This is a genomic window from Ruegeria sp. CDSB022 (assembly GCF_059611145.1).
Window position 1 is genome coordinate 97,513 of sequence record NZ_JBXWOZ010000003.1, and the last position, 22,061, is coordinate 119,573.

25 protein-coding genes are annotated in these 22,061 nt (G+C 59.0%); 17 read left to right on the forward strand and 8 right to left on the reverse strand.

Features of this window, described 5'->3' with window-relative positions; genetic code table 11:
• On the reverse strand, nt 1-813 hold the full coding sequence (locus AC2FIZ_RS08110; protein ID WP_281972581.1) for a protein-disulfide reductase DsbD domain-containing protein: 813 nt from the start codon (nt 811-813) through the stop codon (nt 1-3).
• Nucleotides 814-958: 145 nt separating this feature from the next.
• Between AC2FIZ_RS08110 and AC2FIZ_RS08115 the strand changes: the two genes are divergently transcribed.
• On the forward strand, nt 959-1,513 hold the full coding sequence (locus AC2FIZ_RS08115; protein WP_142635367.1) for a YqgE/AlgH family protein: 555 nt from the start codon (nt 959-961) through the stop codon (nt 1,511-1,513).
• Here AC2FIZ_RS08115 and AC2FIZ_RS08120 read toward each other — a convergent pair whose 3' ends face one another.
• The gene (locus AC2FIZ_RS08120) at nt 1,514-2,464 is read right to left on the reverse strand and encodes an L-threonylcarbamoyladenylate synthase (RefSeq protein WP_142635369.1); all 951 of its coding nucleotides are present in this window, start codon (nt 2,462-2,464) and stop codon (nt 1,514-1,516) included.
• A 138-nt stretch (nt 2,465-2,602) separates the two neighbouring features.
• Here AC2FIZ_RS08120 and AC2FIZ_RS08125 point away from each other — a divergent pair, with 138 nt between their 5' ends.
• From AC2FIZ_RS08125 to AC2FIZ_RS08155, 7 genes are all read left to right on the forward strand, one after another.
• Nucleotides 2,603-4,309, forward strand: coding sequence for an acyl-CoA dehydrogenase (locus AC2FIZ_RS08125; protein ID WP_282027238.1), 1,707 nt, complete (start codon nt 2,603-2,605; stop codon nt 4,307-4,309).
• Nucleotides 4,309-5,355, forward strand: coding sequence for an MBL fold metallo-hydrolase (locus tag AC2FIZ_RS08130; protein WP_282027239.1), 1,047 nt, complete (start codon nt 4,309-4,311; stop codon nt 5,353-5,355). The genes AC2FIZ_RS08125 and AC2FIZ_RS08130 overlap by 1 nt, the downstream gene beginning before the upstream one ends.
• Before the next feature lie 5 nt (nt 5,356-5,360).
• Nucleotides 5,361-5,810 (forward strand): DUF6173 family protein, encoded by a 450-nt coding sequence (locus AC2FIZ_RS08135; protein ID WP_142635374.1) that lies wholly within the window; start codon nt 5,361-5,363, stop codon nt 5,808-5,810.
• A 36-nt stretch (nt 5,811-5,846) separates the two neighbouring features.
• Nucleotides 5,847-7,712, forward strand: a complete 1,866-nt coding sequence (locus tag AC2FIZ_RS08140) for a glycerophosphodiester phosphodiesterase family protein (protein ID WP_496790873.1) — start codon at nt 5,847-5,849, stop codon at nt 7,710-7,712.
• On the forward strand, nt 7,699-8,259 hold the full coding sequence (locus AC2FIZ_RS08145) for a hypothetical protein (RefSeq protein ID WP_281995245.1): 561 nt from the start codon (nt 7,699-7,701) through the stop codon (nt 8,257-8,259). Before AC2FIZ_RS08140 ends, AC2FIZ_RS08145 begins: the two co-directional genes overlap by 14 nt.
• Nucleotides 8,260-8,327: 68 nt before the next feature.
• Nucleotides 8,328-8,462, forward strand: a complete 135-nt coding sequence (locus AC2FIZ_RS08150; RefSeq protein ID WP_142635378.1) for an aa3-type cytochrome c oxidase subunit IV — start codon at nt 8,328-8,330, stop codon at nt 8,460-8,462.
• Nucleotides 8,463-8,483: 21 nt separating this feature from the next.
• Entirely contained in the window at nt 8,484-9,116 is a 633-nt protein-coding gene (locus tag AC2FIZ_RS08155) for a hypothetical protein (RefSeq protein WP_271948503.1), read from the forward strand.
• Here AC2FIZ_RS08155 and AC2FIZ_RS08160 read toward each other — a convergent pair.
• Both AC2FIZ_RS08160 and AC2FIZ_RS08165 read right to left on the reverse strand, forming a co-directional pair.
• Nucleotides 9,105-9,437 (reverse strand): AzlD domain-containing protein, encoded by a 333-nt coding sequence (locus AC2FIZ_RS08160; protein ID WP_496700955.1) that lies wholly within the window; start codon nt 9,435-9,437, stop codon nt 9,105-9,107. The two genes, AC2FIZ_RS08155 and AC2FIZ_RS08160, sit on opposite strands and share 12 nt — an antisense overlap.
• Nucleotides 9,434-10,144, reverse strand: a complete 711-nt coding sequence (locus AC2FIZ_RS08165) for an AzlC family ABC transporter permease (protein ID WP_496790874.1) — start codon at nt 10,142-10,144, stop codon at nt 9,434-9,436. Before AC2FIZ_RS08165 ends, AC2FIZ_RS08160 begins: the two co-directional genes overlap by 4 nt.
• 49 nt (nt 10,145-10,193) lie before the next feature.
• Here AC2FIZ_RS08165 and AC2FIZ_RS08170 point away from each other — a divergent pair, with 49 nt between their 5' ends.
• Genes AC2FIZ_RS08170 through AC2FIZ_RS08190 form a run of 5 tightly spaced genes read left to right on the forward strand, consistent with a single transcriptional unit; the run spans nt 10,194 to nt 14,005 of the window.
• Complete coding sequence (locus AC2FIZ_RS08170; RefSeq protein ID WP_281995291.1) at nt 10,194-11,081, forward strand: formate dehydrogenase accessory sulfurtransferase FdhD; 888 nt, start codon at nt 10,194-10,196, stop codon at nt 11,079-11,081.
• Entirely contained in the window at nt 11,078-11,614 is a 537-nt protein-coding gene (locus AC2FIZ_RS08175) for a hypothetical protein (protein WP_281995244.1), read from the forward strand. The genes AC2FIZ_RS08170 and AC2FIZ_RS08175 overlap by 4 nt, the downstream gene beginning before the upstream one ends.
• Nucleotides 11,611-12,255, forward strand: a complete 645-nt coding sequence (gene mobA, locus AC2FIZ_RS08180; protein WP_281972573.1) for a molybdenum cofactor guanylyltransferase MobA — start codon at nt 11,611-11,613, stop codon at nt 12,253-12,255. Before AC2FIZ_RS08175 ends, mobA begins: the two co-directional genes overlap by 4 nt.
• Nucleotides 12,252-12,743, forward strand: coding sequence for a molybdopterin-guanine dinucleotide biosynthesis protein B (mobB, locus tag AC2FIZ_RS08185; protein ID WP_271948498.1), 492 nt, complete (start codon nt 12,252-12,254; stop codon nt 12,741-12,743). Before mobA ends, mobB begins: the two co-directional genes overlap by 4 nt.
• Entirely contained in the window at nt 12,740-14,005 is a 1,266-nt protein-coding gene (locus AC2FIZ_RS08190) for a molybdenum cofactor synthesis domain-containing protein (RefSeq protein WP_281972572.1), read from the forward strand. Before mobB ends, AC2FIZ_RS08190 begins: the two co-directional genes overlap by 4 nt.
• On the opposite strand, the gene AC2FIZ_RS08195 is transcribed toward AC2FIZ_RS08190, so the two are convergent.
• From AC2FIZ_RS08195 to AC2FIZ_RS08205, 3 genes are all read right to left on the reverse strand, one after another.
• Nucleotides 14,002-14,994: a hypothetical protein gene (locus AC2FIZ_RS08195; RefSeq protein ID WP_142635394.1), complete on the reverse strand. Its 993-nt coding sequence runs from the start codon at nt 14,992-14,994 to the stop codon at nt 14,002-14,004. The two genes, AC2FIZ_RS08190 and AC2FIZ_RS08195, sit on opposite strands and share 4 nt — an antisense overlap.
• Before the next feature lie 17 nt (nt 14,995-15,011).
• Nucleotides 15,012-15,482: a transcription elongation factor GreA gene (gene greA, locus AC2FIZ_RS08200; RefSeq protein ID WP_142635396.1), complete on the reverse strand. Its 471-nt coding sequence runs from the start codon at nt 15,480-15,482 to the stop codon at nt 15,012-15,014.
• Between the two features lie 238 nt (nt 15,483-15,720).
• Nucleotides 15,721-16,101: a VOC family protein gene (locus AC2FIZ_RS08205; protein ID WP_271948494.1), complete on the reverse strand. Its 381-nt coding sequence runs from the start codon at nt 16,099-16,101 to the stop codon at nt 15,721-15,723.
• 86 nt (nt 16,102-16,187) lie between these two features.
• On the opposite strand from AC2FIZ_RS08205, the gene soxR reads away from it, so the two are divergent.
• The 4 genes from soxR (at nt 16,188) to AC2FIZ_RS08225 (ending at nt 21,053) form a co-directional block, all read left to right on the forward strand.
• On the forward strand, nt 16,188-16,643 hold the full coding sequence (gene soxR, locus AC2FIZ_RS08210; RefSeq protein WP_142635400.1) for a redox-sensitive transcriptional activator SoxR: 456 nt from the start codon (nt 16,188-16,190) through the stop codon (nt 16,641-16,643).
• A gap of 136 nt (nt 16,644-16,779) precedes the next feature.
• Nucleotides 16,780-18,426, forward strand: a complete 1,647-nt coding sequence (locus tag AC2FIZ_RS08215; protein WP_496790875.1) for an electron transfer flavoprotein-ubiquinone oxidoreductase — start codon at nt 16,780-16,782, stop codon at nt 18,424-18,426.
• A 7-nt stretch (nt 18,427-18,433) separates the two neighbouring features.
• Nucleotides 18,434-20,242 carry a tetratricopeptide repeat protein gene (locus tag AC2FIZ_RS08220; RefSeq protein ID WP_496790877.1) on the forward strand — a complete coding sequence of 603 codons (1,809 nt, stop codon included), beginning with the start codon at nt 18,434-18,436 and terminating at the stop codon, nt 20,240-20,242.
• On the forward strand, nt 20,232-21,053 hold the full coding sequence (locus AC2FIZ_RS08225; protein WP_496790878.1) for a 4-(cytidine 5'-diphospho)-2-C-methyl-D-erythritol kinase: 822 nt from the start codon (nt 20,232-20,234) through the stop codon (nt 21,051-21,053). Before AC2FIZ_RS08220 ends, AC2FIZ_RS08225 begins: the two co-directional genes overlap by 11 nt.
• Here AC2FIZ_RS08225 and AC2FIZ_RS08230 read toward each other — a convergent pair.
• Nucleotides 21,046-22,044: a polyprenyl synthetase family protein gene (locus AC2FIZ_RS08230; RefSeq protein WP_496790880.1), complete on the reverse strand. Its 999-nt coding sequence runs from the start codon at nt 22,042-22,044 to the stop codon at nt 21,046-21,048. The two genes, AC2FIZ_RS08225 and AC2FIZ_RS08230, sit on opposite strands and share 8 nt — an antisense overlap.
• Nucleotides 22,045-22,061 lie beyond the last annotated feature (17 nt).

The following is a 22,061-nucleotide window of genomic DNA, read 5'->3' on the forward strand; positions in this document are numbered from 1 at the left end:
TCAGCCAGCGCTGCACCCCAGAATGTCCACCGCGTGATTGGCACCCAGAACAGTGATCCGGATCTTTGAGCGATCCAGCGCAAACGGACCGCCCGAGGCGTTGATCACCTCGGATGTGGCGACCAGAGTACCGCCCTGCCGTTTGGCGTCGGTTTGCGAGGCCCACAGCTCGGGGTTGCCGGGTTCGATCACGGCGATCTCGCGGCCACCTGCGGATGGCATGGTGACGCGCGCCTCGATCTGCATTCCGTCAGACGTCGGGGTCAGGTGGCACCGCGCGTTGGCGACCCGGGCTTCTTTGGCGGAATAGGGACGCTTGGCCAGTGCCGCCGCGATCGTCGGGTTGCGCTCTGCTTCGGCGTTCAGGGTATGATCGAAGCCCAAACGTTCCGGGATGCAGACGTCTTTGCAGACCCCCAGATCCACCGTGCCTTTCAGCCGCACGGGTTTGGCCGGGTTCTTCGGCGAAATCTCGACCGGCAGGACCATTTGATTTTCGTATCCAATCGACTGCAGGCCATTCTGGTCAAAAACATCCGGCGCGGGCCATGTGATCGACACGCTGCCGACATTGGTTGATCTTTTCCAGTCGAACTGTGGCGGAATACCCGCATCGCCCGGCGCCCGCCAATAGGTCTTCCAGCCGTCCTGCAGGGTCACCCGCAGCGCCCCAAGATAGGCTCCATTTGCTGTGCGCCCGCCGTCCAGGATATCCAATTCGGCCACCGAGCCGACCACTTGTGCAGATGCCGGTCCAATCGCGCCAACGGTCACGGCAAGGGCGGCTGCCAGAAATGTCTTGTGAATGTTCATACCCTATAAATGCGTGGTCTCGAGGCGAATTCCAAGTCACGTTCGGGTCACTCGAATGAAATCTAGCGAAATCGCCGCTCGTCCCTTGCCAATACCGGGACTGCGGGGGCATTGTTGATGGGAGCTCAGCAAGAGATGTCGTCTTATGGATCTGACCGGTAAACTGTTGATTGCGATGCCTGGGATGGGCGATCCGCGTTTCGATCATTCGGTTGTCTATATTTGCAGCCATGGCGACGATGGCGCGATGGGTCTGATCATCAACAAACCTTCGGATTTACGCATAAAGACGCTGCTGGGTCAGTTGAACATCGCTTGCCGTATCCCGATCGTGGGTGAGCGTCTGGTGCATTTCGGCGGCCCGGTCGAGATGTCGCGCGGATTCGTCCTGCACAGCGCCGATTATGACGCGAACCTCCATTCCCTGCAGATTTCGGACGATTTCAGCATGACTGCAACGTTGGACGTGCTTGAAGACCTGGCCTCGGGGCAAGGGCCGCTGAATTCTATGCTGACGCTAGGGTATTCAGGCTGGGGACCCGGGCAGCTTGAGGATGAGATCGCGATGAACGGATGGCTCACAACCGAGGCGGATTCGAAGCTGGTGTTCGATGTCCCCGATGATCAGAAATGGGAGGCGGCGCTGGCAACGCTGGGCGTCGATCCTCTGACTCTGTCTGCCAGTGCAGGGCGCGCCTGATCAACTGTCACGCGGTGCTGCAGCCCGGCGCAACCGGTCGTTGATAGCGGCGCCCAATCCGTGGTCCGGAATAGGGGACACGGCAATCGGGCGTCCGGTGCTGTTGAGCTTGTGCAAAGCGGCAAAAAGATTGGCCGCTGCCTCGGTCAGGTTACCATCAGCGGACAGGTTCAGGTCGCATTCGACCGGTCCAAATCCCAAGAGAATCTCGTCACCATGTGTAGTCTGCGCGTTCAACCGGACCGCCACGTCCGGGGCGTAATGCGACAGCATCTGTCCGGGTGCTGTTAGCGTGTCGCCCGATTGGTGTAGATGCAATGCCGTGCCGAGAGCTGCCTCGATCTGGTCCAAAGCCACCCCTCCGGGGCGTAGCAAAGCGGATTCTCCAGCGAGGCCGACAATGGTGGATTCCAGCCCGACACCGCAGGGACCGTCATCCAGAATGGCAGCGATGCGCCCGTCCAGACCGGCGCGGACATGCGCGGCTGTTGTCGGGCTGATCTGTCCCGAAGGGTTGGCCGAGGGCGCAGCGACCGGCCCGTCGAACATCTCGAGAATAGCCCGGGCAGAAGGATGCGCAGGCACCCGAACCGCCAATGTATCCAGCCCGGCAGTGACAAGCGACGATACACCGTGCCCTTCCCGCAGCGGGAGAACCAGAGTCAGCGGGCCGGGCCAGAACGCCTGTGCCAACGCCTCGGCCTGATCTGACCATTCAACAAACCTGCGCGCGGACTCTACCGATGCGACATGCGCAATCAGAGGGTTGAAACTGGGTCGGCCCTTGGCGGCATAGATGCTGGCGACAGCCTCTCCGTTGCGGGCATCCCCACCCAGCCCATAGACCGTTTCAGTCGGGAAAGCGACCAGCTGTCCCTGCCTCAGAAGATCCGCAGCCTGAGCAATTCCCGCCGGGTCGGCTGACAGTTCGAGTGTACCGTTAGAGATCATTGTGAGTGACGCCGCGTTTTGATTGCTTGTAGCATAAGGATGGGTACGTAATCGTTCAAACCCAGATGAATAACGGCGAGTCAGCGGATTTCCAACCCCGGCGTCGCGGACCGTTCAAGACAGCCCCGAGGTAATATTATGCCCTATCGCGCACCAGTTGCAGATTACGAATTTCTGTTCCGCCATGCGGTTGATTTTGATCGTATTGCAGCGACCGACAAGTTCGCGGAAGCAAGCGAAGACGTCGTCAGCGCCATCCTGACCGAGGCTGGAAAACTCTGCGAAGAGGTCATGGCGCCGCTTCAGCGGAACGGAGACCTAGAGCCCGCGCGTCTGGAAAACGGCGTGTTGCGTACCTCGCCAGGATTTAGCGACGGTTGGAACGCTATAGCTGAGGGGGGCTGGATCGGCATGAGCGCTGATCCCGAATATGGCGGTATGGGGCTGCCGATGACCTTGACCACTGCCGTCAACGAGATGATGTCTGCGGCCTGCCTGTCACTGCAACTGGCGCCGCTGATGACGCAGGGCCAGATCGAAGCACTGGAGCACCACGCAAGTGATGAGCTGAAGAACCTGTACCTGCCCAAAATGATCGCTGGTGAATGGTCGGGCACGATGAACCTGACCGAGCCGCAGGCGGGATCGGATGTGGGTGCGCTGACGTCGAAGGCAGAACCGAATGGAGATGGCACTTATTCGGTGTCTGGTCAGAAGATCTTCATTTCCTGGGGTGACAACGATTTTGCTGAAAACGTGTGCCATCTGGTGTTGGCACGCCTGCCCGATGCCGTTCCCGGAACCAAGGGAATATCGCTGTTTCTGGTCCCCAAGCACCTGCCGGACGAGAATGGCAATCCAGGTGTGGCAAATGACCTGAAAGTGGTTTCGCTCGAGCACAAGATGGGCCTGCATGGTTCGCCAACTTGCGTGATGCAGTATGATGGCGCCAAAGGTTGGCTTGTGGGTAAGGAACATGGCGGAATGGCTGCGATGTTCACCATGATGAACAACGCGCGACTGGGCGTCGGCGGACAGGGTATCGGTGCCGCCGAAGGCGCCTATCAGCAGGCCCTGGAATATGCGCTTGAGCGGAAGCAAGGCAAGACACCTTCGGGCACAATCCTCGATCACGCCGATGTACGCCGGATGCTGATGAGTATGCGTGCGGATACTTTTGCTGCGCGCGCGATCATGCTTGCAAACGCAGCCGCGATTGATATGGCCAATGCAACAGGCGACGCGGACTGGGTTTCGCGCGCGGCCTTGTTGACGCCGATAAACAAGGCCTTCGGTACCGAAACCGGTATGCGGGTTTCGGAAGAAGGCGTGCAGGTCCATGGCGGTATGGGCTTTATCGAGGAGACCGGCGCGGCACAGTTCTATCGCGACGTCCGTGTGACCGCGATTTACGAGGGCACCAACGGCATTCAGGCCATGGACCTTGTCGCACGCAAGATGATGGATGGCGGCGAAGCGGCGTCCCGTTTGCTGGACGAAATCGAGGATCACGCCGAACGCGCGCGTGGGTCAATGCCGGAACTGGCGGGTCCTGTCTGGGAGGCCACGGAAAGCCTGCGTGAAACGACCGAGTGGCTGATATCGCAGCCCGACATGAACACGCGATTTGCCGGCGCCGTGCCCTATCTGAAGGCATTCGCCCGCGTTCTGGGCGGTCACTATCACCTCAAGGCGGCCCTGGCCGAGCCAAACGGCACCCGTTTCAAGCTGGCACGCTTTTATATCAATGCGCTGTTGCCTGAGTTTTCGGGGCTTTTGGTTCAGGCGCAGAACGGTGCGGATGACGTCTTTGCTCTCAGCGCCGAGGAAATGGTAGCTGCCTGATGGACGGTGATACACATTTGACGATCCGCTATCCTTGGCCCGAGGCTCCGACCCTGGGTGAAGCCGTTGAAATTGCCGAAGGCGTGCTTTGGATGCGGTTGCCGCTGCCTATGGCGCTGGATCACGTCAATATCTATGCGCTGGATGATGGCGACGGATGGACGGTGATCGACACTGGCATGTCCTCGAACAAGACGCGCAGTATTTGGGCGGACCTGATGGCGGGACCGCTGGGGGGCAAACCCGTGACGCGCGTGGTGGTGACCCATCACCATCCCGATCACGTTGGCAATGCTGGTTGGTTTCAATCTGAACACGGGGCCGAGCTGGTCACGTCGCGTACTGCATGGCTGTTTGCACGGATGCTGACGCTGGATGTGCAGGAAAACTGGCCGCAGGAAACGCTGGATTACTACCGAAGCGCCGGGATGGATGCCGATTTCCTTGCCAAAAGGATGACAGAACGGCCCTTCAATTTCTGCGACACGGTCTATCCGATGCCGCTGGGCTTTACCCGGATCAAGCAGGGCAGCGTCATTCGTATGGGCGGGCGCGACTGGGATGTTCATATGGGCAATGGCCACGCTCCCGAACATGCAACTTTTTGGAGCCGTGACGATAATCTGGTGATCACGGGCGACCAGGTTCTCAGCTCGATCAGCCCCAATCTAGGCGTCTATGTTACCGAGCCCATGGCGGATCCAGTGGCGGAGTGGATGGAAGCCTGCGAGCGCCTGCAGGACCTGGCGCGCCCGGATCATATGGCGCTGGGCGGGCACAAACTGCCCTTTACCGGCCTGCCGGTCAGGATGAGGCAGTTGATCGACAACCACCACAGCGCGCTGGACCGTCTGCAGAATTATCTGGACCAGCCCAAAACCGCTGCTGAGTGCTTTGTGCCCTTGTTCAAACGCCAGATCGGTGAAGGAGAGTATGGGCTTGCTCTGGTCGAAGCAGTTGCACATCTGAACCATCTCTACCACATTGGTGCTGTTACCCGAACGCGGCGCGCGGACGGGGCGTGGGAGTTTCAGCGCAAAGGGTAGAAGGCATGGACAAGATCGAAACCTCAGCCGAGGCAGCGGAATCAGCAGCATTGCCCCGATGTTACGAGGTGCATGCCAACCCGGATGCGAAATCCGGCGCCAAGGACCTGCCCGGCCAGTTGCAAAAGCCCGTAGCCACCAAAAGCTCGGCGCAATGGGCCTATGAACGGTTGATCCTGTATATCCAGAATTTCGAGAATACGCTGGATGCGGATCATGAGGTCGCCATGGGATTTACTGGCGGTGATGCCGGGGTAATGCGGATCGAAGGAATGGGCTATTTCGACCCTGATATCATCACTTTTTACGGCGCAGATGGGTCCGGGGCGCGAACCCAACTCGTGCAGCATGTCAGCCAGTTGAATGTAATGCTGCGAGCGCTGCCCAAATCGGTCGAGGATAAGCCCGCCAATCGCATCGGATTCCGACTGGCGGCTGATCTGGAAGAAAACTGATAGCCTGACTTGCAATTCTCGTCTGCGCAGCCTTGAATGAATCAATCATTTGGGGGGCGCAACGTGGCCACTTTCTCTGCCGTTACAAAAGCATACAAGGGCGCGTGGGCACGCCGCCGAGTCTTTGTGCCGATCTATGTCGTCGTGCGCCTGTTGCTGATTGCGCTGATTGCGCCGGGCGTGGCGATTGCGGTGAACCTAGCGGTTTCGCTCTCCAGCCAGACCGCCCTGACGGATCAGGATATTGCCGCGTTCATCCTGTCTCCGCTGGGGTTTGCGGTCGCAATCGCAATGCTCAGCCTGTTCCTGCTGGCCGAGATCTTTGTCTTCTCGGTCATGGCCGGGTCGCTGAGGATGGGCGAAAGCGATCCGTGGCGCGCGGGGAGCGCGGCGATCAAATTGATCCTGTCGCGCCTGCCTGCGCTGTTTGGATTTGCTGCACGCCTGGTTCTGCGGATCATCCTGTTGATCCTGCCTTTCGCCGCTGTCGCTGCTCTGATCGCCTGGTGGACGCTGACCGAGTATGACATTAACTATTACCTGACCTTCCATCCGCCGTCTTTCTGGATCGCCGTTGCGCTGATCGGAGTTGTGGTGCTGGTCATGGCGTGGGTGCTGATCCGCAAGCTGTCCGCATGGGCGCTGGGACTGCATCTGGTTCTGTTCGAAAACCTGCCACCGGCTGATGCTTTCAAGGTCAGCGCGGATCGGATGGAGGGCAAGCGCGGGCGGCTCAAGATCGCACTGGTGTTCTGGCTGGGGCTGAGGGCAGTTCTTGCCGCGCTGATCGCTTGGGGCGCGGGATCATTATTCGCGTTGGTGCCCCTGCAGGGGGCAGAGCATCTGCGGCTGGCGCTAGTTTACAGCCTTCTGGTCGCCGGGCTCTGGTCGTTGGCTGGGCTGGTTTTGGCAGCCACCGCGCTGGGAGCACTTGCGGTTTTGCTGGACGGTTTTTTCAAGATCCGGACCTCTGAACCACCACATCCCGCGCCAGGCAATCTGCGCATTGGTCTGCTGAGTGCTGTTGGCATTGCGGCGGTGGCGGTATTGGTCGGGCTCTGGTTCGGTCAATCCCTGCTGGAACGCGTTCAGGCCCCTGACAGGGCCGAGGTGATCGGCCACCGTGGTGCCGCTGCGTTACGGCCGGAAAACACCATGGCCTCGGTTCTGAAGGCGATTGAGGACGGGGCGGACTGGGTTGAAATCGACGTGCAGGAAACGGCGGATGATGAGATAATCGTCGCCCATGATAGCGATTTCATGAAGCTGGCCGGGGTGAACCTGAAGGTCTGGGATGCCACGATGGAAGACGTGGCCGAGATCGATATCGGCAGTTGGTATGACCCGGAATATGCCGATGAACGCACGCCAACGCTGCGCGACGTGCTGGCTGCGGCCAAAGACAGGGCCAAGGTGATCATCGAGTTGAAATATTACGGTCATGACGTCGATCTGGAAAACCGCGTTGCGGCCTTGGTCGAGGAATTCGGCATGCAGGATGACATCGCTACCATGTCGCTGAAATACCCTGCCGTGCAAAAGATGAAGGCTCTTCGTCCCGATTGGCGCGCGGGGGTTTTGGCGGCAACCGCTGTTGGCGATCTGTCGGGTCTCGAAGGGGATTTTGTGGCTGTCAACGCCGCCATGGCCACGCCGGGGCTGGTACGTTCGGTGCAGGCCGCGGGCAAGGATATCTATGTCTGGACGGTGAATGACCCGTTGCAAATGTCGGCCATGGCCTCGATGGGGGTGGATGGGCTGATCACGGACCGACCGGCAATGGCCAAAGAAGTCTTGCGTATCCGCGCTGAAATGGGGCCGGCAGAACGTCTGATGCTGTGGCTGGCAACGGTGCTCGGCATGGCCGTTGATACCGATGCGATGCGCGATGAAAGCCCGTAATCTGGCCGTTTCTCTGGCGCTGATCGCGGCGCCAGTCGGGGCGCAGGACTTTATGCGCAGTCTTGAGATGCCCGCCCATCGCGCGCTGATCGCACAGCGGGGCGCTGCGGAATTGACGCCATTTGAAACGGATGGCTGCTCGGGCGGGTTGTCAGCCAGTTGGCGCTTTGTGGCCGACACGTTTCCCAGCTTTCAGGCCCTGTTCGAGGCGCATCCCCCATGGGAGAGTTGCTGTGTCAGCCATGACCGGGCCTATCACCACGCGGGCGGAGGCCTGCGCCCCGAAGACAGTTATGACGCGCGCCTGTCAGCCGATGACAGCCTGAGAGCCTGCGTGCGGCAACACGGGGATGAGAACGCCGAAATTTACGCCGAACGCTATGACATGACTTCGGATCAGATACGATCCGCCCATGCCATAACCGCCGAGGCCATGTATGGCGCGGTGCGATTGGGCGGGGCGCCCTGTTCGGGCCTGCCCTGGCGGTGGGGGTTCGGATATCGCGGGTGTTCGGTCTTTAATTCCGTGTCACCTGCGCCCGAATGACGTGGTGACAGGCCCGGGATTTTCGATTATCCAACGTATCAAACACGCGAATTAGGATTCTGAAAATCATGGCTGAACATAAGCACGGCGAAATGGACATCACCGTTCAAACCAAAACCTTCAACGGTTTCGTAAAAGCGACCACATGGTGCGTGGTGGCGATTGCTTTCCTTTGCCTGTTTCTGGCGGTTTTCGCCGCTTAATCCCGGGCGAGGCTGACCGCCGTGATCAGATTTGTGATTGCCTGCCTGCTGGCAGCAACAGTGGCTGGCTGTGCCGGTTCGCAACGTCCGCAGGCCGATCAGACCGAAGTTGTGGCCCGTTCCTATCGTGATCCGGGACCATCAACACTGACGCTCTATACCATGATCAGCACCCGGACCGGTTCGGGGGCGCATACCTCGCTGATGATAAGCGGCAGCGAGAGGGTGATCTTTGACCCCGCAGGCTCGTTTCGCGCCGATGTAGTGCCGATCCGAAACGATGTTCTGTATGGCATCACGCCGAATGTCGAACGCGCTTATCGCAGCAGCCACGCGCGCGAAACGCATTATGCGCGTATCCAGACGATTCAGGTGACACCACAGCAGGCCGAAATTGCCCTGCAACTGGCCAAGCAGATGGGCCCTGTATCCGAAGCGTTTTGCGCCAACTCAACCTCGCAGCTATTGCAGCAGGTGCCGGGTTTCGAGCAGATCAATACGACCTTCTACCCGGTCAAGCTGTCCGATCAGTTCGGTGAACTCCCCGGCGTCGTGACCACCGAATACCGCGAGAATGACGATGCTGACCTGCAGGCCGGTTTGGCCTCGAACAATGCGCGCCTGAACCAGTTGGAAGCGGCCTCAACCCAATAGGTACAGCAAGCCATAGAGCGTGCCCGCCCCGGCAAAGATGGCAATGACCACGTTTTTTGTGATGACACCAACCGCCAAAGCAACCGCTGCGGCGGCCATGCGCGGCACGTCGGGCTGACCACCCGTCGCCGTTGGCCAGACCACCAGCGGCGCAATCAGGGCCGGGACGATGGCAACGGCGGTATAGCGCAGGTGGCGTAACAACCAGGGTGGCATCGGGCGGTCTCCGACGATGCCGATAAAGGTAAAGCGTAGGGCAAAGCTGCCAATCGCCAAGCCAACGATAATGCTCCACATGGTCACCGGATCAATCTGTGTCATGGCCTTTTCCGCTCTAACATCAATTCGGCCTGCGCCCCAGTGATCATCCCGGCGGTCCCGGCGATCAACAGGCCCAGGTTGAACGGCACGCCTACGGTCAACAGAGCAACGGTTATGGCGACTAAGGCGGCGATGACATGGGCAAGCGTCCTCATCATCGGCCCGATCATTGCCAGGAATGTGATCGGAAGTGCAAAATCCAGCGCCCAGCTTTCTGGAATCTGTGCGCCCAAAACTGCGCCCAGATAAGTTGCCAAAATCCAAAGCGGCGTAATCGGTGTGACCGAGCCAAAGAAATAGGCCATGCGCTGCGGTACGGTCATATCGGGCTCTTTTTCGAACTGTACAATGGAGCAGGCATAGGACTGATCGACCGTCAGATAGGCGGCACAGGCCCGTTGCCACAGGGGGGCCGCCCCAAGATAAGGTGTCAGTGAGGCCGAATACATTGCCACGCGTAGGTTAACCGCCAGGGCCGATGCCAGAACGATCAGGCTGGGTGTGTTGTCCTGCAACAGCTGCAGGGCGGTGAACTGGGCTGCCCCGGCAAAGACAGCCGCCGAAAAGGCGATTGTCTGGATAATATCCAGCCCAGCCTCGGTCGCAAATACGCCGAAAAGGGTGCCGAACGGAATTGCCACAAAGATAAACGGCGCTCCATCGCGAAAACCCTTCCAGAAGTATGACTTGGATGTGGTGTAAGCCATGGCAAATTCCTATGGTATCGCCAACAGCAGTAGCGATCTTGGGAAAGGGTTGCAATTGGCCACGAAACCGGATGCCACCGACTACATCATCGCCCCTGATCCCGGCGCGGTTCGCCTGACCCGTGCGGTTGACGGCATCGACCAGAATGGCGCGGTCAGCCGGATCTCGGTCGTTGAGGAACGCCCCCTGACGATATTCCTTAACGCTCAGGAAATCGTGACTGCAATGACAATCGGCGATTACCCTGAATATCTGGCGCTGGGGTTCCTGCGCAATCAGGGGATGCTGTTGGCCGATGATGACATTACCGGCGTGGATTACGATGACGATCTGGAAACCGTGGTGGTGCGCACCGCGCGCGAAACCTCATATGAGGATAAGCTGAAGAAAAAGACCCGGACCAGCGGTTGTGCGGTAGGCACTGTGTTTGGTGACATGATGGAGGGGCTGGAGAACGTGCGCCTGCCGCAGGTTCAGGTCCGCACCTCATGGCTTTATGATCTGGCAGCCAAGATCAACCGAACCCCTTCATTGTATCTTGAGGCTGGTGCAATTCACGGCACGGTCCTGTGTCAGGAAAACCGACCGTTGGTCTACATGGAGGATGTGGGACGCCACAACGCGGTCGACAAGATCGCCGGCTGGATGCTGTCCGAAAACGTGGGTGCCGAGGACAAGATCCTCTACACCACAGGCCGTCTGACCTCGGAAATGGTCATCAAGACTGCAATGATGGGCATCCCGGTTCTGGCGTCACGATCAGGGTTCACCGCTTGGGGTGTCGAAATCGCGCGTGAGGTTGGCCTGACGCTGATCGGTCGTATGCGGGGGCAGCGGTTCATGTGCCTTGCGGGCGAGGATCGACTGGTGCGGGATGTGGACCCGTCGACAGTGGCGGTCGAAGATAAAAAGCATAGACGGAAGAGTGCGGAATGATTTTGGAAGTCTTTGGTTTATTTATTTTATTCGTCGCGACATTGGGCTTGCTGCCATTGATGGTCTATGTGTTCTGGCTCCTTGAGCGGTCGAAACGCGCGATCATTGAGGGCATGGCGCAATTGGACGTCAACCTGCGTAACCGTCTGGGGTGGGCGCCAGGGGAATACATCAGCATTTGGAACATCGCTGCCCCCTTTCGGCTTGGTTGGCAGGCATGGGGGGAGTTGTCTCAAAAACAAGCACTCGTGCTTCAGCGGGTTTTGATGCACGGTCTGCCTGAGTTTGCCGGGATACCAGATGAGGTCAGAAAGGCGGTGCGCACGTATCGGTGTTGTTTTGGTCTTATCTTTGCTGTTGGAGCCGTCTTAGTGTTTCTGCCAGCCCACTATAGCCTGAGTCACAAGGCGGCCGAATTGACGGGGTGGCCTGCAATTATTTGGTTTACAGCATTCGGATTGGCCGTCTGTCCATTGTTCTTCCTGCCCTCCCAGAAATTCAGGAAATGGCCCGCGCCTGAGGAGATCAAATGACCCGCCCCCTCGGCATCATCCTCGCAGGAGGCCTTGCCACTCGGATGGGTGGTGGCGACAAAGGCTTGCTGACAGTCGGTGGGCAGAGCCTGCTGTCTCATGTCATTGACCGGTTTGGCCCGCAGGTGGTCGGTCTGGCGCTGAATGCCAATGGTGATCCCGAACGGTTCGCCGACCTGAACCTGCCGGTTCTTCCCGACACGATTGAAGGTTTCGCCGGGCCTCTGGCGGGTGTGCTGGCGGGGCTCGATTGGGCAGCAGAACAGGGGGCCGACAGCATCGTCACCGCCGCTGCCGACACGCCGTTTTTTCCGCGCGATCTTGTGGCGCGCCTAACGGATGCTGCTCAAGGGCAAACCCATCCGTTGGTGCTGGCGACTACGCCTCGAACCGGGGATGAAGCACTGAAATCCGGCGGCGGCAAACGGGTCGACCGGCATCCGACATTTGGCCTCTGGCCTGTCGCGTTGCGAGATGATTTGCGAGATGCCTTGAATGACGGGCTGCGCAAGGTTGTGCTGTGGACAGATAAACATGATGGGCGTGAGGCGTTGTTTCCGGCGGAGCCGTTTGACCCCTTCTTCAATGTCAATACACCCGACGATCTGGCGCGGGCGCAAAAGCTGCTGGAGCAGGCATGAAGGTCTATGGCGTCACCGGCTGGAAAAACGCGGGCAAGACCGGCCTGATGGAGCGTTTGGTGGCCGAGATCACTGCGCGTGGCTTTTCGGTTTCGACCGTCAAACATGCCCATCACGCCGTCGATGTCGACCAGCCCGGCACGGACAGTTTCCGCCATCGAGAAGCCGGTGCGTCCGAGGTGCTGTTGGCGTCCGGCAAGCGCATTGCGATGATGCAGGAACTGCGCGGCGCACCCGAGCCGCCTCTCTCTGATCTACTGGCACGCTTGGCTCCCGTTGATCTTGTGCTGATCGAGGGGTTCAAACGCGAAGCCCACCCCAAGGTCGAGGCGTATCGGGTGGCCGCTGGAAATCCGTTGATCGCGGCCGAGAACGAAACTGTGCGCGCGGTTGCCAGTGACACAGAGCTGAACTTCGACCGTCCGGTTTTTGATCTGGACGACACCGCAGCCATCGCAGGGTTCATTCTGCAAGAGGTAGGATTATGAGCAAACCGGACATTGCCCCACCGCCCCTGCGCAACGATTGTTTTGCCTTGCCTGCGGGCGTGAGCTGGACGCCGGTTGACGAGGCGTTGGACCTGCTGCGCGACCGCCTTTCGGTCGTGATGGGGGCTGAAACCGTTCCGTTGGCACAAGCCGCAGGTCGGATTTTGGCCGCCGATGTATATGCCCAACGTTCGAACCCGCCGCAGGCAAATACGGCGGTAGATGGCTATGGCTTTGCCGGTCCGGTTCCGGATGGACCGCAGGTGATGCCGCTGCAAGACGGGCGTGCGGCGGCTGGTGTCCCCTTTGATGGTCAGCTTGCGCCCGGCCACGCCATACGGATTCTGACTGGTGCGGCCCTGCCCGATGGGGTGGACACCGTTATTCTGGAAGAGGACGTGACAGTTCAGGATGGGTATATCGCCTTTCGCGGCCCCCTGAAACAGGGTGCCAATACCCGCAATGCGGGCGAAGATGTGGTTGGAGGTGATCTGGCTTTGCCCGCTGGACGCCGGTTGACACCTGCCGATCTAGCCCTTCTCTCCGCGACGGGTGCTGGTGATCTGCTGGTTCGCAAAGCTCTGCGGGTGGCCGTCCTGTCAACGGGGGATGAGCTAGTCGAGGCCGGTGAGGTTGCTGAGCCAGGGCAAATCTACGATGCCAATCGCCCAATGTTGCTGGCTCTGATCCAGCGGATGGGATTCCAGCCACTGGATATGGGCCGCGTTGCCGATGATCGTGAAACCCTGCGCGAGCGGCTGAACGAAGCTGCGAAAGAGGCGGATGTTGTTCTGACTAGTGGCGGCGCGTCGGCAGGGGACGAAGACCATGTCTCCGCGCTGTTGCGGCAGGCCGGAGCGATGCAGGAATGGCGTATTGCCCTGAAACCGGGGCGACCTCTGGCTTTGGGGATTTGGGACGGAGTGCCGGTTTTCGGACTGCCCGGCAATCCAGTAGCGGCATTGGTCTGCACCCTAATCTTTGCCCGCCCGGCGCTGGGCCTGATGGCTGGCGAGGGCTGGCGGGACCCGCAGGGGTTCGATCTGCCAGCCGCCTTTGATAAGCGCAAGAAGCCCGGGCGGCGGGAATATCTGCGGGCCCGTATCCGAGACGGAAAAGCCGAAGTTTTCAACTCGGAAGGGTCCGGGCGGATCAGCGGGCTAAGCTGGGCCGAAGGGCTGGTCGAGATCGAAGACGGAGCGCGCCACATCCAACCGGGTGATCTTGTCCGGTTCATCCCCTATGGAAGTTTCGGAATCTAGTCGAAGGTTCCGGCCACACGCCCCAGCAACATGAAGGCCCGCGCGGTTCTTGTATCACCCAAAGCGGTCAGCTCTGCATCACTGGCACGGGGTTCAAACTCGATGATCATGTGATCGAACCGGCGCAGAAAGTGATGGGCGGCGTCCCGGAAAATGGGATCCTGCTTCATCCGGGCCGAAGTCAGCGCCAGCGAGGAGCGGTCGCGAATGCCGCCCAAGGCCGCGACAGCCCGTCCGCGCCCACCCTGCGCAAATTGCCGCCAGATCTCGGGGCGGGCCATGTCAGGGCGCAGGTCATCCATATAGATGCCCTCTTGGCTGAGCAGGGTCAGCACGTCCTGAGAGGCCTGTACAAGCTTGGCTGTCTTGCGGTCCTTGAGCGCCAGCCGTAGGGCATCAAATCCTTCGGTATCTTCCTGTGTTTCCGGAAAATTCAGCGCACGGATAAAGATGTCGGTGCCAAGCGGGGGCACGATATCCCCAGCTTGTGTACCCAGTTCCAGCGAAGTCTGATCGCCGTTCCCCACGGCTGTCGGTTGCTGTGCGGGTTCCCTGCGCTTGGTTGAAAACGTGGCCAGCGCGCTTTCGGCTTTCTTGGCCGTTTCCGCGATCTGATCCAGCTTTTTGGATACGGCTGGCTCATAGGTGCTGGAAGATCGCTGTTGCTGAGCGATATATGCGTTTCGGATGGCGTCAATCGAGGTTTGTAGTCGTGCGCTTTCCTCGCGCATGATCCGGCTGGCGCGCATGGCCATTGCCGCGACCCAGATCATCGCTACCGGCATGAAGACCGCCAGCAAGGTCACGACAAAGCCTCCGCCGTCGACCTCGTCGGGCAGCACCAGAAAAACAACCGAGACGATCAGCCAGATCACGCTGAGGGCGACGGCTGCAATTTCGATCTCGGTTATCGAAGGCTTGGTTGGCCTATCATATATGCCCAGTGAGGTTGGCCGATTGGCTTCCTGCTCTGGCGTGGGCTCGGACATTGTGAACGCTCCGGGGCTCAGGCGTAGGTGATACTCAGGACCTCATAAGAACGTACGCCGCCAGGTGTGCGTACCTCGACACTGTCGCCTTCGTCCTTTCCAATCAGGGCGCGGGCAATAGGGGATTTGATGTTCAGCAGGCCGGCTTCGATATTGGCCTCATATTCCCCTACAATCTGCCAGGTCTTTTCCTCGTCAGTGTCTTCGTCAACAAGCGTGACCTTGGCGCCAAATTTGATAGCACCAGACAGTTTGGCAGGGTCGATCACATCGGTCAGTGAAAGGATGCCTTCCAACTCTTTGATGCGGCCTTCGATAAAACCCTGCTTTTCCCGGGCCGAATGATATTCGGCGTTTTCTTTCAGGTCACCCAGTTCCCTGGCCGAGGCGATGGCTTCGATAATAGCTGGCCGCTCGACGGATTTTAGGTTCTTGAGTTCGGCCTGAAGCGCAGCATTGCCCGCAGGCGTCATGGGAATTTTTTCCATATTCTTGTCGTCCACGCTGAAATTGTAACGCCCCGCCGCATGGAACCAGCGCCGGGGCGATTTGATGGGTTGGCAAATACCTGACCCAAATGATGCGTGAAATGCAAGAGGTCAAAGAAGACAGCAAGCTGGATTTGCGACTTAACGCCGTTGGATCGGGCGCCGTGGGCACCTGTTACGCTGTCCAAACAGCTGACCGCGCTGCCATTTCCAGGTGGTTGAGGCCATCCAGAGTGCTTCAAGCATATTGCACCACCTCAAACTCGATGCCGTTCTCATCATCGAAATAGAACCGCCTGCCGGGCTCGTAATCTGCATGCGACTTGGGGGTGAAACCTGCTTTGACCACTTTGTCTTCGGTTGCGTCGATGTCTTCGACCAGAACGCCGACATGATTCAGCCCCCCGATGATGTCATAGCTGCTTTCACCCGAGGGTTTGGGATCGCTGGGTGCATAAAGCGCCAGGTAGGTATGTGCGCTACCGACATGCACGGTATAGCCACCCGCGATTGCAGGGCCTTCCCAGCGGGTTTTCCAACCGAAGACATCCTGCATCCATTTTGCCGAAGCCTGCGGGTCGCGGACGGTGAAATTGGTGTGTTCAAGTGTCGCCTTCATGGGATCTCCTATTCAATTTGAGGCTTGTCCCGACTCACCGTAATTTCTAAACCTAACTTTAGGTCAAGGAAATTTTTGAGGGCGAGATGGCGATTTCAGAGGGGCTGGCAATAGGCGCTTTGGCCCAGCGCACCGGGCTGGCGGTTTCAGCGATCCGATATTACGAGGCGCAGGGTCTGATTGCCCCCTGGCGCAATGCGGGTGGGCAGCGGCGATATCAGCGCGCCGACATAAGACGGTTGAGTTTTGTGATGATAGCGCAGCAATTCGGACTAACCCTGCCCGAAATCCGAGAAGTCCTGTCCGGCTTGCCCGGAAATCGTACACCAACGCCGCAGGATTGGAAAAACATCAGCAAGGATCTGCGGTCGCATCTGGATCAGCGAATCGATACGTTGATGCGCCTGCGTGACAATCTGGACGGATGCATTGGCTGTGGGTGCCTTAGTTTGCCCAAATGTGCTCTTTACAATCCTGATGACCGTGCCAAATCCAAGGGAAGTGGCCCCAGATACCTGATGGGTGACACTCCGGACACGTGATCTGCCGCATAGCGGCATAGTTACGCCGTGTTTCGATTGACCTGTGGCTTTCCCAGCATGTAATCAGCCGTGAAACAAAATTGCGCCGACCGTGCGTTAGATGCGCCAATTCGGAAAGTTAGCGAAGGAGCCCGCAATGGCCGAGATTGAACGCGAAGCGATGGAATATGACGTGGTGATCGTGGGCGCCGGCCCCGCGGGACTGTCGGCGGCCATCCGTCTGAAACAGCTGGATGCCGATTTGAACGTCGTCGTTCTGGAAAAGGGCTCGGAGGTGGGTGCGCATATCTTGTCAGGTGCGGTGCTGGACCCGTGCGGCCTGGATGCGCTGATACCGGACTGGAAGGAAAAAGGTGCGCCGCTGAACACGCCGGTTACCGAAGATAACTTCTATATGCTGGGTGAGGCCGGAAAAATCCGCATTCCGAACTTCCCGATGCCGCCGCTGATGAACAACCACGGCAACTATATCGTGTCGATGGGCAATGTCTGCCGCTGGATGGCTGAACAGGCCGAAGAGCTGGGCGTGGAAATCTTCCCTGGCATGGCCTGTTCCGAGCTGGTCTATGGCGACAATGGTGAAGTCAAAGGCGTTGTTGCCGGTGTCTTCGGCCTTGAGGCCGATGGCTCCTACGGCCCGAACACCGAGCCGGGCATGGAGCTGCACGGCAAATATGTCTTCTTGTCCGAAGGTGTGCGCGGGTCGCTGTCCAAGGAAGTGATCGCGAAATACGATCTGCAAGCCGGAAAAGAAGTCCAGAAATACGGCGTCGGCATGAAAGAGATCTGGGAGATCGACCCGGCCAAGCACAAGGAAGGCACCGTCACCCATACGATGGGCTGGCCCCTGGGCAGCAACGCGGGCGGCGGGTCGTTCATCTATCACCTGGAAAACAATCAGGTCTATGTCGGGTTTGTGGTTCACCTGAATTACAAGAACCCGCACCTGTACCCCTATATGGAGTTCCAGCGCTTTAAGCATCATCCGATGGTGGCCGAGCTGCTGAAAGGCGGCAAGCGCGTGGCTTATGGCGCTCGTGCGATTACTGAGGGTGGATATCAATCGATGCCCAAGCTGGTCGCGCCAGGCGTGGCGCTGCTGGGCTGTTCGGCGGGCATGGTCAATGTGCCGCGCATCAAGGGCAACCACAACGCGATGCTGTCTGGCAAAGCTGCGGCCGAGGCGGCATTTGATGCCATCAAAGCCGAGCGTTCGGGCGATGAATTGAATGTCTATGAAGCAGATGTTCGCGAAGGTGCCATCGGCAAAGACCTCAAGAAAGTGCGCAACGTCAAACCGATGTGGTCAAAGTGGGGTCTGATGCCCTCGCTGGCGCTGGGCGGTTTGGACATGTGGACAAACACTCTGGGCTTTTCGCTGTTTGGCACTCTGGGCCACGGTAAGAACGACGCGGAATCGACTGAAGAAGCAAGTAAACATAAACCGATCGACTATCCAAAGCCGGATGGCACGCTGTCCTTCGACCGCCTGACCAACGTCTCGTTCGCGATGACGAACCACGAGGAAAGTCAGCCTTGCCATCTAAAACTCTCGGACCCGGCGATTCCGGTCAGTGTCAATCTGCCCGAATTCGACGAACCTGCGCAGCGCTATTGCCCGGCGGGGGTGTATGAGATCGTTGAGGATGAAAATGGTCCGCGATTCGTGATCAACTTTCAGAACTGCGTTCACTGCAAGACCTGCGACATCAAAGATCCCAGCCAGAATATCACCTGGACCACGCCGCAGGGAGGGGATGGTCCGAACTATCCCAATATGTAAGCGAAAAATGGGCAATGGCGGCGTCGTGAAGGCTCTGCCATTGCCTCTTTCTGGTCAAAGCCCTAGCTTATTGCGCAACCGACAATCGCAAGGCAGGAATTTGGTGACTTTTCTCATTCGTCGCACAGCGCTGGCTGTGCTGTTTACCACGTCATTCGCCATTCCGGCTTATGCCGACACTGGGTTCGGTGCGTATCTTGCCGGGCGTCAGGCGATTTTTCAGGACGACTATACGGCGGCTGAGAAATACTTTGCGCAAGCATTGCGCGCAGATCCTCAAAACGACCGGTTGCTGGAGAATGTCGTCGTTGCGCGCTTGTCGCTGGGCGAGGTTAAGCGCGCTTTGCCGATTGCCCAAACCATCGAAGAGTTAGGCCTGCCCAACCAGCCCGCGAAAATGGCGATTGCCGCTAATTTGGTGGCTGAAGGCAAGCTGGATGAACTGCTGGCCCGCGACCCCGAAACGCAAGGCGTCGGGCCGCTGGTTGACGGGTTAATATTGGGCTGGGCCCATATGGGCCAGGGTGCGATGACCAGCGCGCTGGAGCAGTTTGACCAAGTTGCAGCGCAGGAAGGTCTGCGCGAGTTCGCGCTTTACCACAAAGCTTTGGCACTGGCCTCGGTCGGAGACTTTGAAGGCGCCGAGGCAGTCTTTGCGGCCGATAATGGTGTTGTGGCGCGATTTACCCGCCGCGCGGCGCTGGCACGGACCGAGGTTCTGTCGCAGCTGGACCGCAATGAGGATGCGCTGCAGTTTCTGGATGACGTGTTCGAGTCGGGCTCTGATCCCTCGATTGAAGGGTACGAAGCGCGTCTGAGCGCTGGCGAAACGCTGCCCTTTACTCATGTCCGCACATCGCAGGACGGTATCGCAGAAGTGTTCTTTTCCGTGGGAGCCGCGCTCAGCAGTGAGGCGGCTGAGAATTACGTCCTGCTTTATGCGCAGGTCGCAGCCTTTCTGCGCCCGGATCACGTGGACGCAATCTTGTTGAGTGCCGAACTTTTGGACGAGTTGGAGCAATACGATCTTGCCGTCGAGGCCTATCGCAAAGTGCCCGCGAGCAGCAGTGACTATCACGCTGCTGAACTGGGCCGGGCCGAGGTGCTTGTCACGGCAGGCAAAACCGATGCGGCGGAAGAAGTCTTGCAGACCCTTGCGACGCAGAGACCGGATCTGCCAAGTGTTCACGTGGCGCTGGCTGATTTGCAAAGACGTGAAGAAAACTATGCTGCGGCTGTCGAAACCTATAGCACAGCGATTGAATTGATTGATGCTGATGGTGGCGGCAACTGGTTCCTGCACTACGCCCGTGGTATCTCGTCCGAGCGACTAAAGCAGTGGGACAATGCTGAGGCCGATTTCCGCCGTGCGCTAGAACTTAACCCCGACCAACCGCAGGTCCTGAATTATCTGGGTTATTCGCTTGTAGAACGGCGCGAAAATCTGGACGAAGCGCTTGGCATGATCGAACGCGCCGTCGCCGCACGCCCTGGTAGCGGCTATATCGTCGACAGCTTGGGATGGGTTCTGTTTCGACTGGGCCGCTATGAAGAGGCGGTCGAGCATATGGAGCGTGCCGTCGAGTTGATGCCGGTAGACCCAGTGGTGAATGATCACCTGGGTGACGTTTACTGGGCCGTGGGCCGCGCACGCGAAGCCGAGTTCCAGTGGAAGCGGGCATTGTCTTTCATTGACCTCGAAGACGCCGATGGTGAGGCCGACCCCGAGCGTATTCGCCGCAAGATCGAGGTCGGGCTGGACGAGGTTCTGATCGAGGAAGGTGCCGCGCCGCTGAAGGTCGCCAATGAAGGCTAAGGCTTTCGCGCCCGCCAAGATCAACCTTACCTTGCACGTCACCGGCCAGCGCGTGGACGGCTATCACCTGTTGGATTCGCTCGTGGTGTTTGCCGATCTGGGCGATACGCTGCATTTCACCGCAGGTGAGGCGCTGTCGATCTCTATCACCGGCGAACATGCGGCAGGTGTGCCAAGCGATAGTCGCAATCTGGTGTGGAAAGCCGCCGAGGCTGCAGGCTGGACTGGGCATATTGACCTGAACAAAGTGCTGCCGCATGGAGGCGGGATCGGTGGCGGTTCTTCCGATGCCGCCGCAACTTTGCGGATGATCGAGGGCCAGGGTGGGCACGTCCCGCCAGAAACAGCACTGCGCCTGGGTGCGGATGTCCCTGTCTGCATGGCAGCCAGATCAAGCCGTATGCGTGGGATCGGAGAGTGTCTGAACCCGGTCATCCTCCCACATCTACCAGCCTTGCTGGTCAACCCGGGTGTAGAGGTTCCAACGCCTGCGATATTCGCGGCTTTGGAATGCAGGGAAAACCCGCCCATGGCAGAGGATATCCCGGTATTTGAGGGGCCTCAGGATTGCGCCGAATGGCTGGGGAAACAGCGAAACGACCTGGAAGGTCCAACCACATTGCTGGCCCCCGAAGTCGCGCAGGTGCTGGACGCGCTGAGCGATACAAAAGCGGCGTTGTTGGCGCGCATGTCAGGGTCAGGATCGACCTGCTTCGCACTGTACCCCACGATGAAGGCCGCCCATTTCGCCGCCTATGAGATCGGCGCAGCCCACCCCGACTGGTGGTGCCGTGCGGTTCAGCTTAACTAAGGCGCGCGACGACGAAATCTGCGAGGTCACTCAGCAGGGTACGGATCTCATGATCGGGTAGGATGGTCAGCGACGCCTTGGCCTTATTGGCCCAGCCAAGCGCATCTTTGCGCGTCGCCGCAAGCGTGCCGTATTTACCCATGAGACCAAGAGCGGTTTCGAGGTCACCGCTCTCTTGACGGCCCCGGCCTATGGTGCGCTGCCAGAAGGCGCGTTCATCGGGGGTGGCCTGCGCCACCGCCTTGATCACAGGCAGCGTCAGCTTGCGCTCGCGGAAGTCGTCGCCGACATTCTTGCCGGTCGCTTTGCTGTCACCCTGATAATCCAGCAGGTCATCAGCGATCTGGAAGGCAATCCCCAGCGCATCGCCATAATCGAAGAGCGCCTTGACCTGGGCCTCTGACGCTTGGGCGATGACCCCGCCCACCTCGGTTGCGGCTGAGAACAAGGCTGCGGTCTTGCCGCGCACAACCTGAAGATAGATGGCCTCATCCGTGCCCAGATCGGTTGCAGCAGTCATCTGTAGCACTTCGCCCTCGGCGATTGTGGCAGACGCATTGGCAAGGATGTCCAGAACCCTAAGAGACCCGGTCTCGACCATAAGCTGGAAGCTGCGTGAGAACAGGTAATCCCCAACCAGAACGCTGGATTTGTTGTCCCAAAGCAGATTCGCTGTTGGCCGTCCACGCCTTTGTGCGCTTTCGTCGACAACATCGTCATGCAACAGGGTCGCGGTGTGGATGAACTCAACCGTTGCCGCCAGACGCAAATGATGGTCCCCGGCATAGTCGAACAGCCGCGCCGCGGCCAGTGTCAGCATCGGACGCAGGCGCTTGCCACCAGCTTCGACCAAATGTGCGGTGACTTCGGGAATGCGGGGCGCGTGTTCTGAGGCCATGCGCGTGCGTATCAGGTCATTGACCGCGTCCATTTCACCCGAAAGAATCTCGGCCAGCCGCTCATGCGGTTTTGAGACTGTGCTGATGTTCATCACACTCCTGATACAAG

Coding starts and splice junctions, on each gene's coding strand:
- AC2FIZ_RS08165 (WP_496790874.1), bottom strand. CDS start 10,144: ATGGCTTACACCACATCCAAGTCATACTTCTGGAAGGGTTTTCGCGAT.
- AC2FIZ_RS08140 (WP_496790873.1), top strand. CDS start 5,847: ATGAATCAATCATTTGGGGGGCGCAACGTGGCCACTTTCTCTGCCGTT.
- AC2FIZ_RS08220 (WP_496790877.1), top strand. CDS start 18,434: ATGGGCAATGGCGGCGTCGTGAAGGCTCTGCCATTGCCTCTTTCTGGT.
- AC2FIZ_RS08215 (WP_496790875.1), top strand. CDS start 16,780: ATGGCCGAGATTGAACGCGAAGCGATGGAATATGACGTGGTGATCGTG.
- AC2FIZ_RS08110 (WP_281972581.1), bottom strand. CDS start 813: ATGAACATTCACAAGACATTTCTGGCAGCCGCCCTTGCCGTGACCGTT.
- AC2FIZ_RS08125 (WP_282027238.1), top strand. CDS start 2,603: ATGCCCTATCGCGCACCAGTTGCAGATTACGAATTTCTGTTCCGCCAT.
- soxR (WP_142635400.1), top strand. CDS start 16,188: ATGGCGATTTCAGAGGGGCTGGCAATAGGCGCTTTGGCCCAGCGCACC.
- AC2FIZ_RS08120 (WP_142635369.1), bottom strand. CDS start 2,464: ATGATCTCTAACGGTACACTCGAACTGTCAGCCGACCCGGCGGGAATT.
- AC2FIZ_RS08230 (WP_496790880.1), bottom strand. CDS start 22,044: ATGAACATCAGCACAGTCTCAAAACCGCATGAGCGGCTGGCCGAGATT.
- mobB (WP_271948498.1), top strand. CDS start 12,252: ATGAAGGTCTATGGCGTCACCGGCTGGAAAAACGCGGGCAAGACCGGC.
- AC2FIZ_RS08175 (WP_281995244.1), top strand. CDS start 11,078: ATGATTTTGGAAGTCTTTGGTTTATTTATTTTATTCGTCGCGACATTG.
- AC2FIZ_RS08225 (WP_496790878.1), top strand. CDS start 20,232: ATGAAGGCTAAGGCTTTCGCGCCCGCCAAGATCAACCTTACCTTGCAC.
- AC2FIZ_RS08195 (WP_142635394.1), bottom strand. CDS start 14,994: ATGTCCGAGCCCACGCCAGAGCAGGAAGCCAATCGGCCAACCTCACTG.
- AC2FIZ_RS08130 (WP_282027239.1), top strand. CDS start 4,309: ATGGACGGTGATACACATTTGACGATCCGCTATCCTTGGCCCGAGGCT.
- AC2FIZ_RS08115 (WP_142635367.1), top strand. CDS start 959: ATGGATCTGACCGGTAAACTGTTGATTGCGATGCCTGGGATGGGCGAT.
- AC2FIZ_RS08190 (WP_281972572.1), top strand. CDS start 12,740: ATGAGCAAACCGGACATTGCCCCACCGCCCCTGCGCAACGATTGTTTT.
- AC2FIZ_RS08145 (WP_281995245.1), top strand. CDS start 7,699: ATGAAAGCCCGTAATCTGGCCGTTTCTCTGGCGCTGATCGCGGCGCCA.
- greA (WP_142635396.1), bottom strand. CDS start 15,482: ATGGAAAAAATTCCCATGACGCCTGCGGGCAATGCTGCGCTTCAGGCC.
- AC2FIZ_RS08135 (WP_142635374.1), top strand. CDS start 5,361: ATGGACAAGATCGAAACCTCAGCCGAGGCAGCGGAATCAGCAGCATTG.
- AC2FIZ_RS08205 (WP_271948494.1), bottom strand. CDS start 16,101: ATGAAGGCGACACTTGAACACACCAATTTCACCGTCCGCGACCCGCAG.
- AC2FIZ_RS08150 (WP_142635378.1), top strand. CDS start 8,328: ATGGCTGAACATAAGCACGGCGAAATGGACATCACCGTTCAAACCAAA.
- mobA (WP_281972573.1), top strand. CDS start 11,611: ATGACCCGCCCCCTCGGCATCATCCTCGCAGGAGGCCTTGCCACTCGG.
- AC2FIZ_RS08160 (WP_496700955.1), bottom strand. CDS start 9,437: ATGACACAGATTGATCCGGTGACCATGTGGAGCATTATCGTTGGCTTG.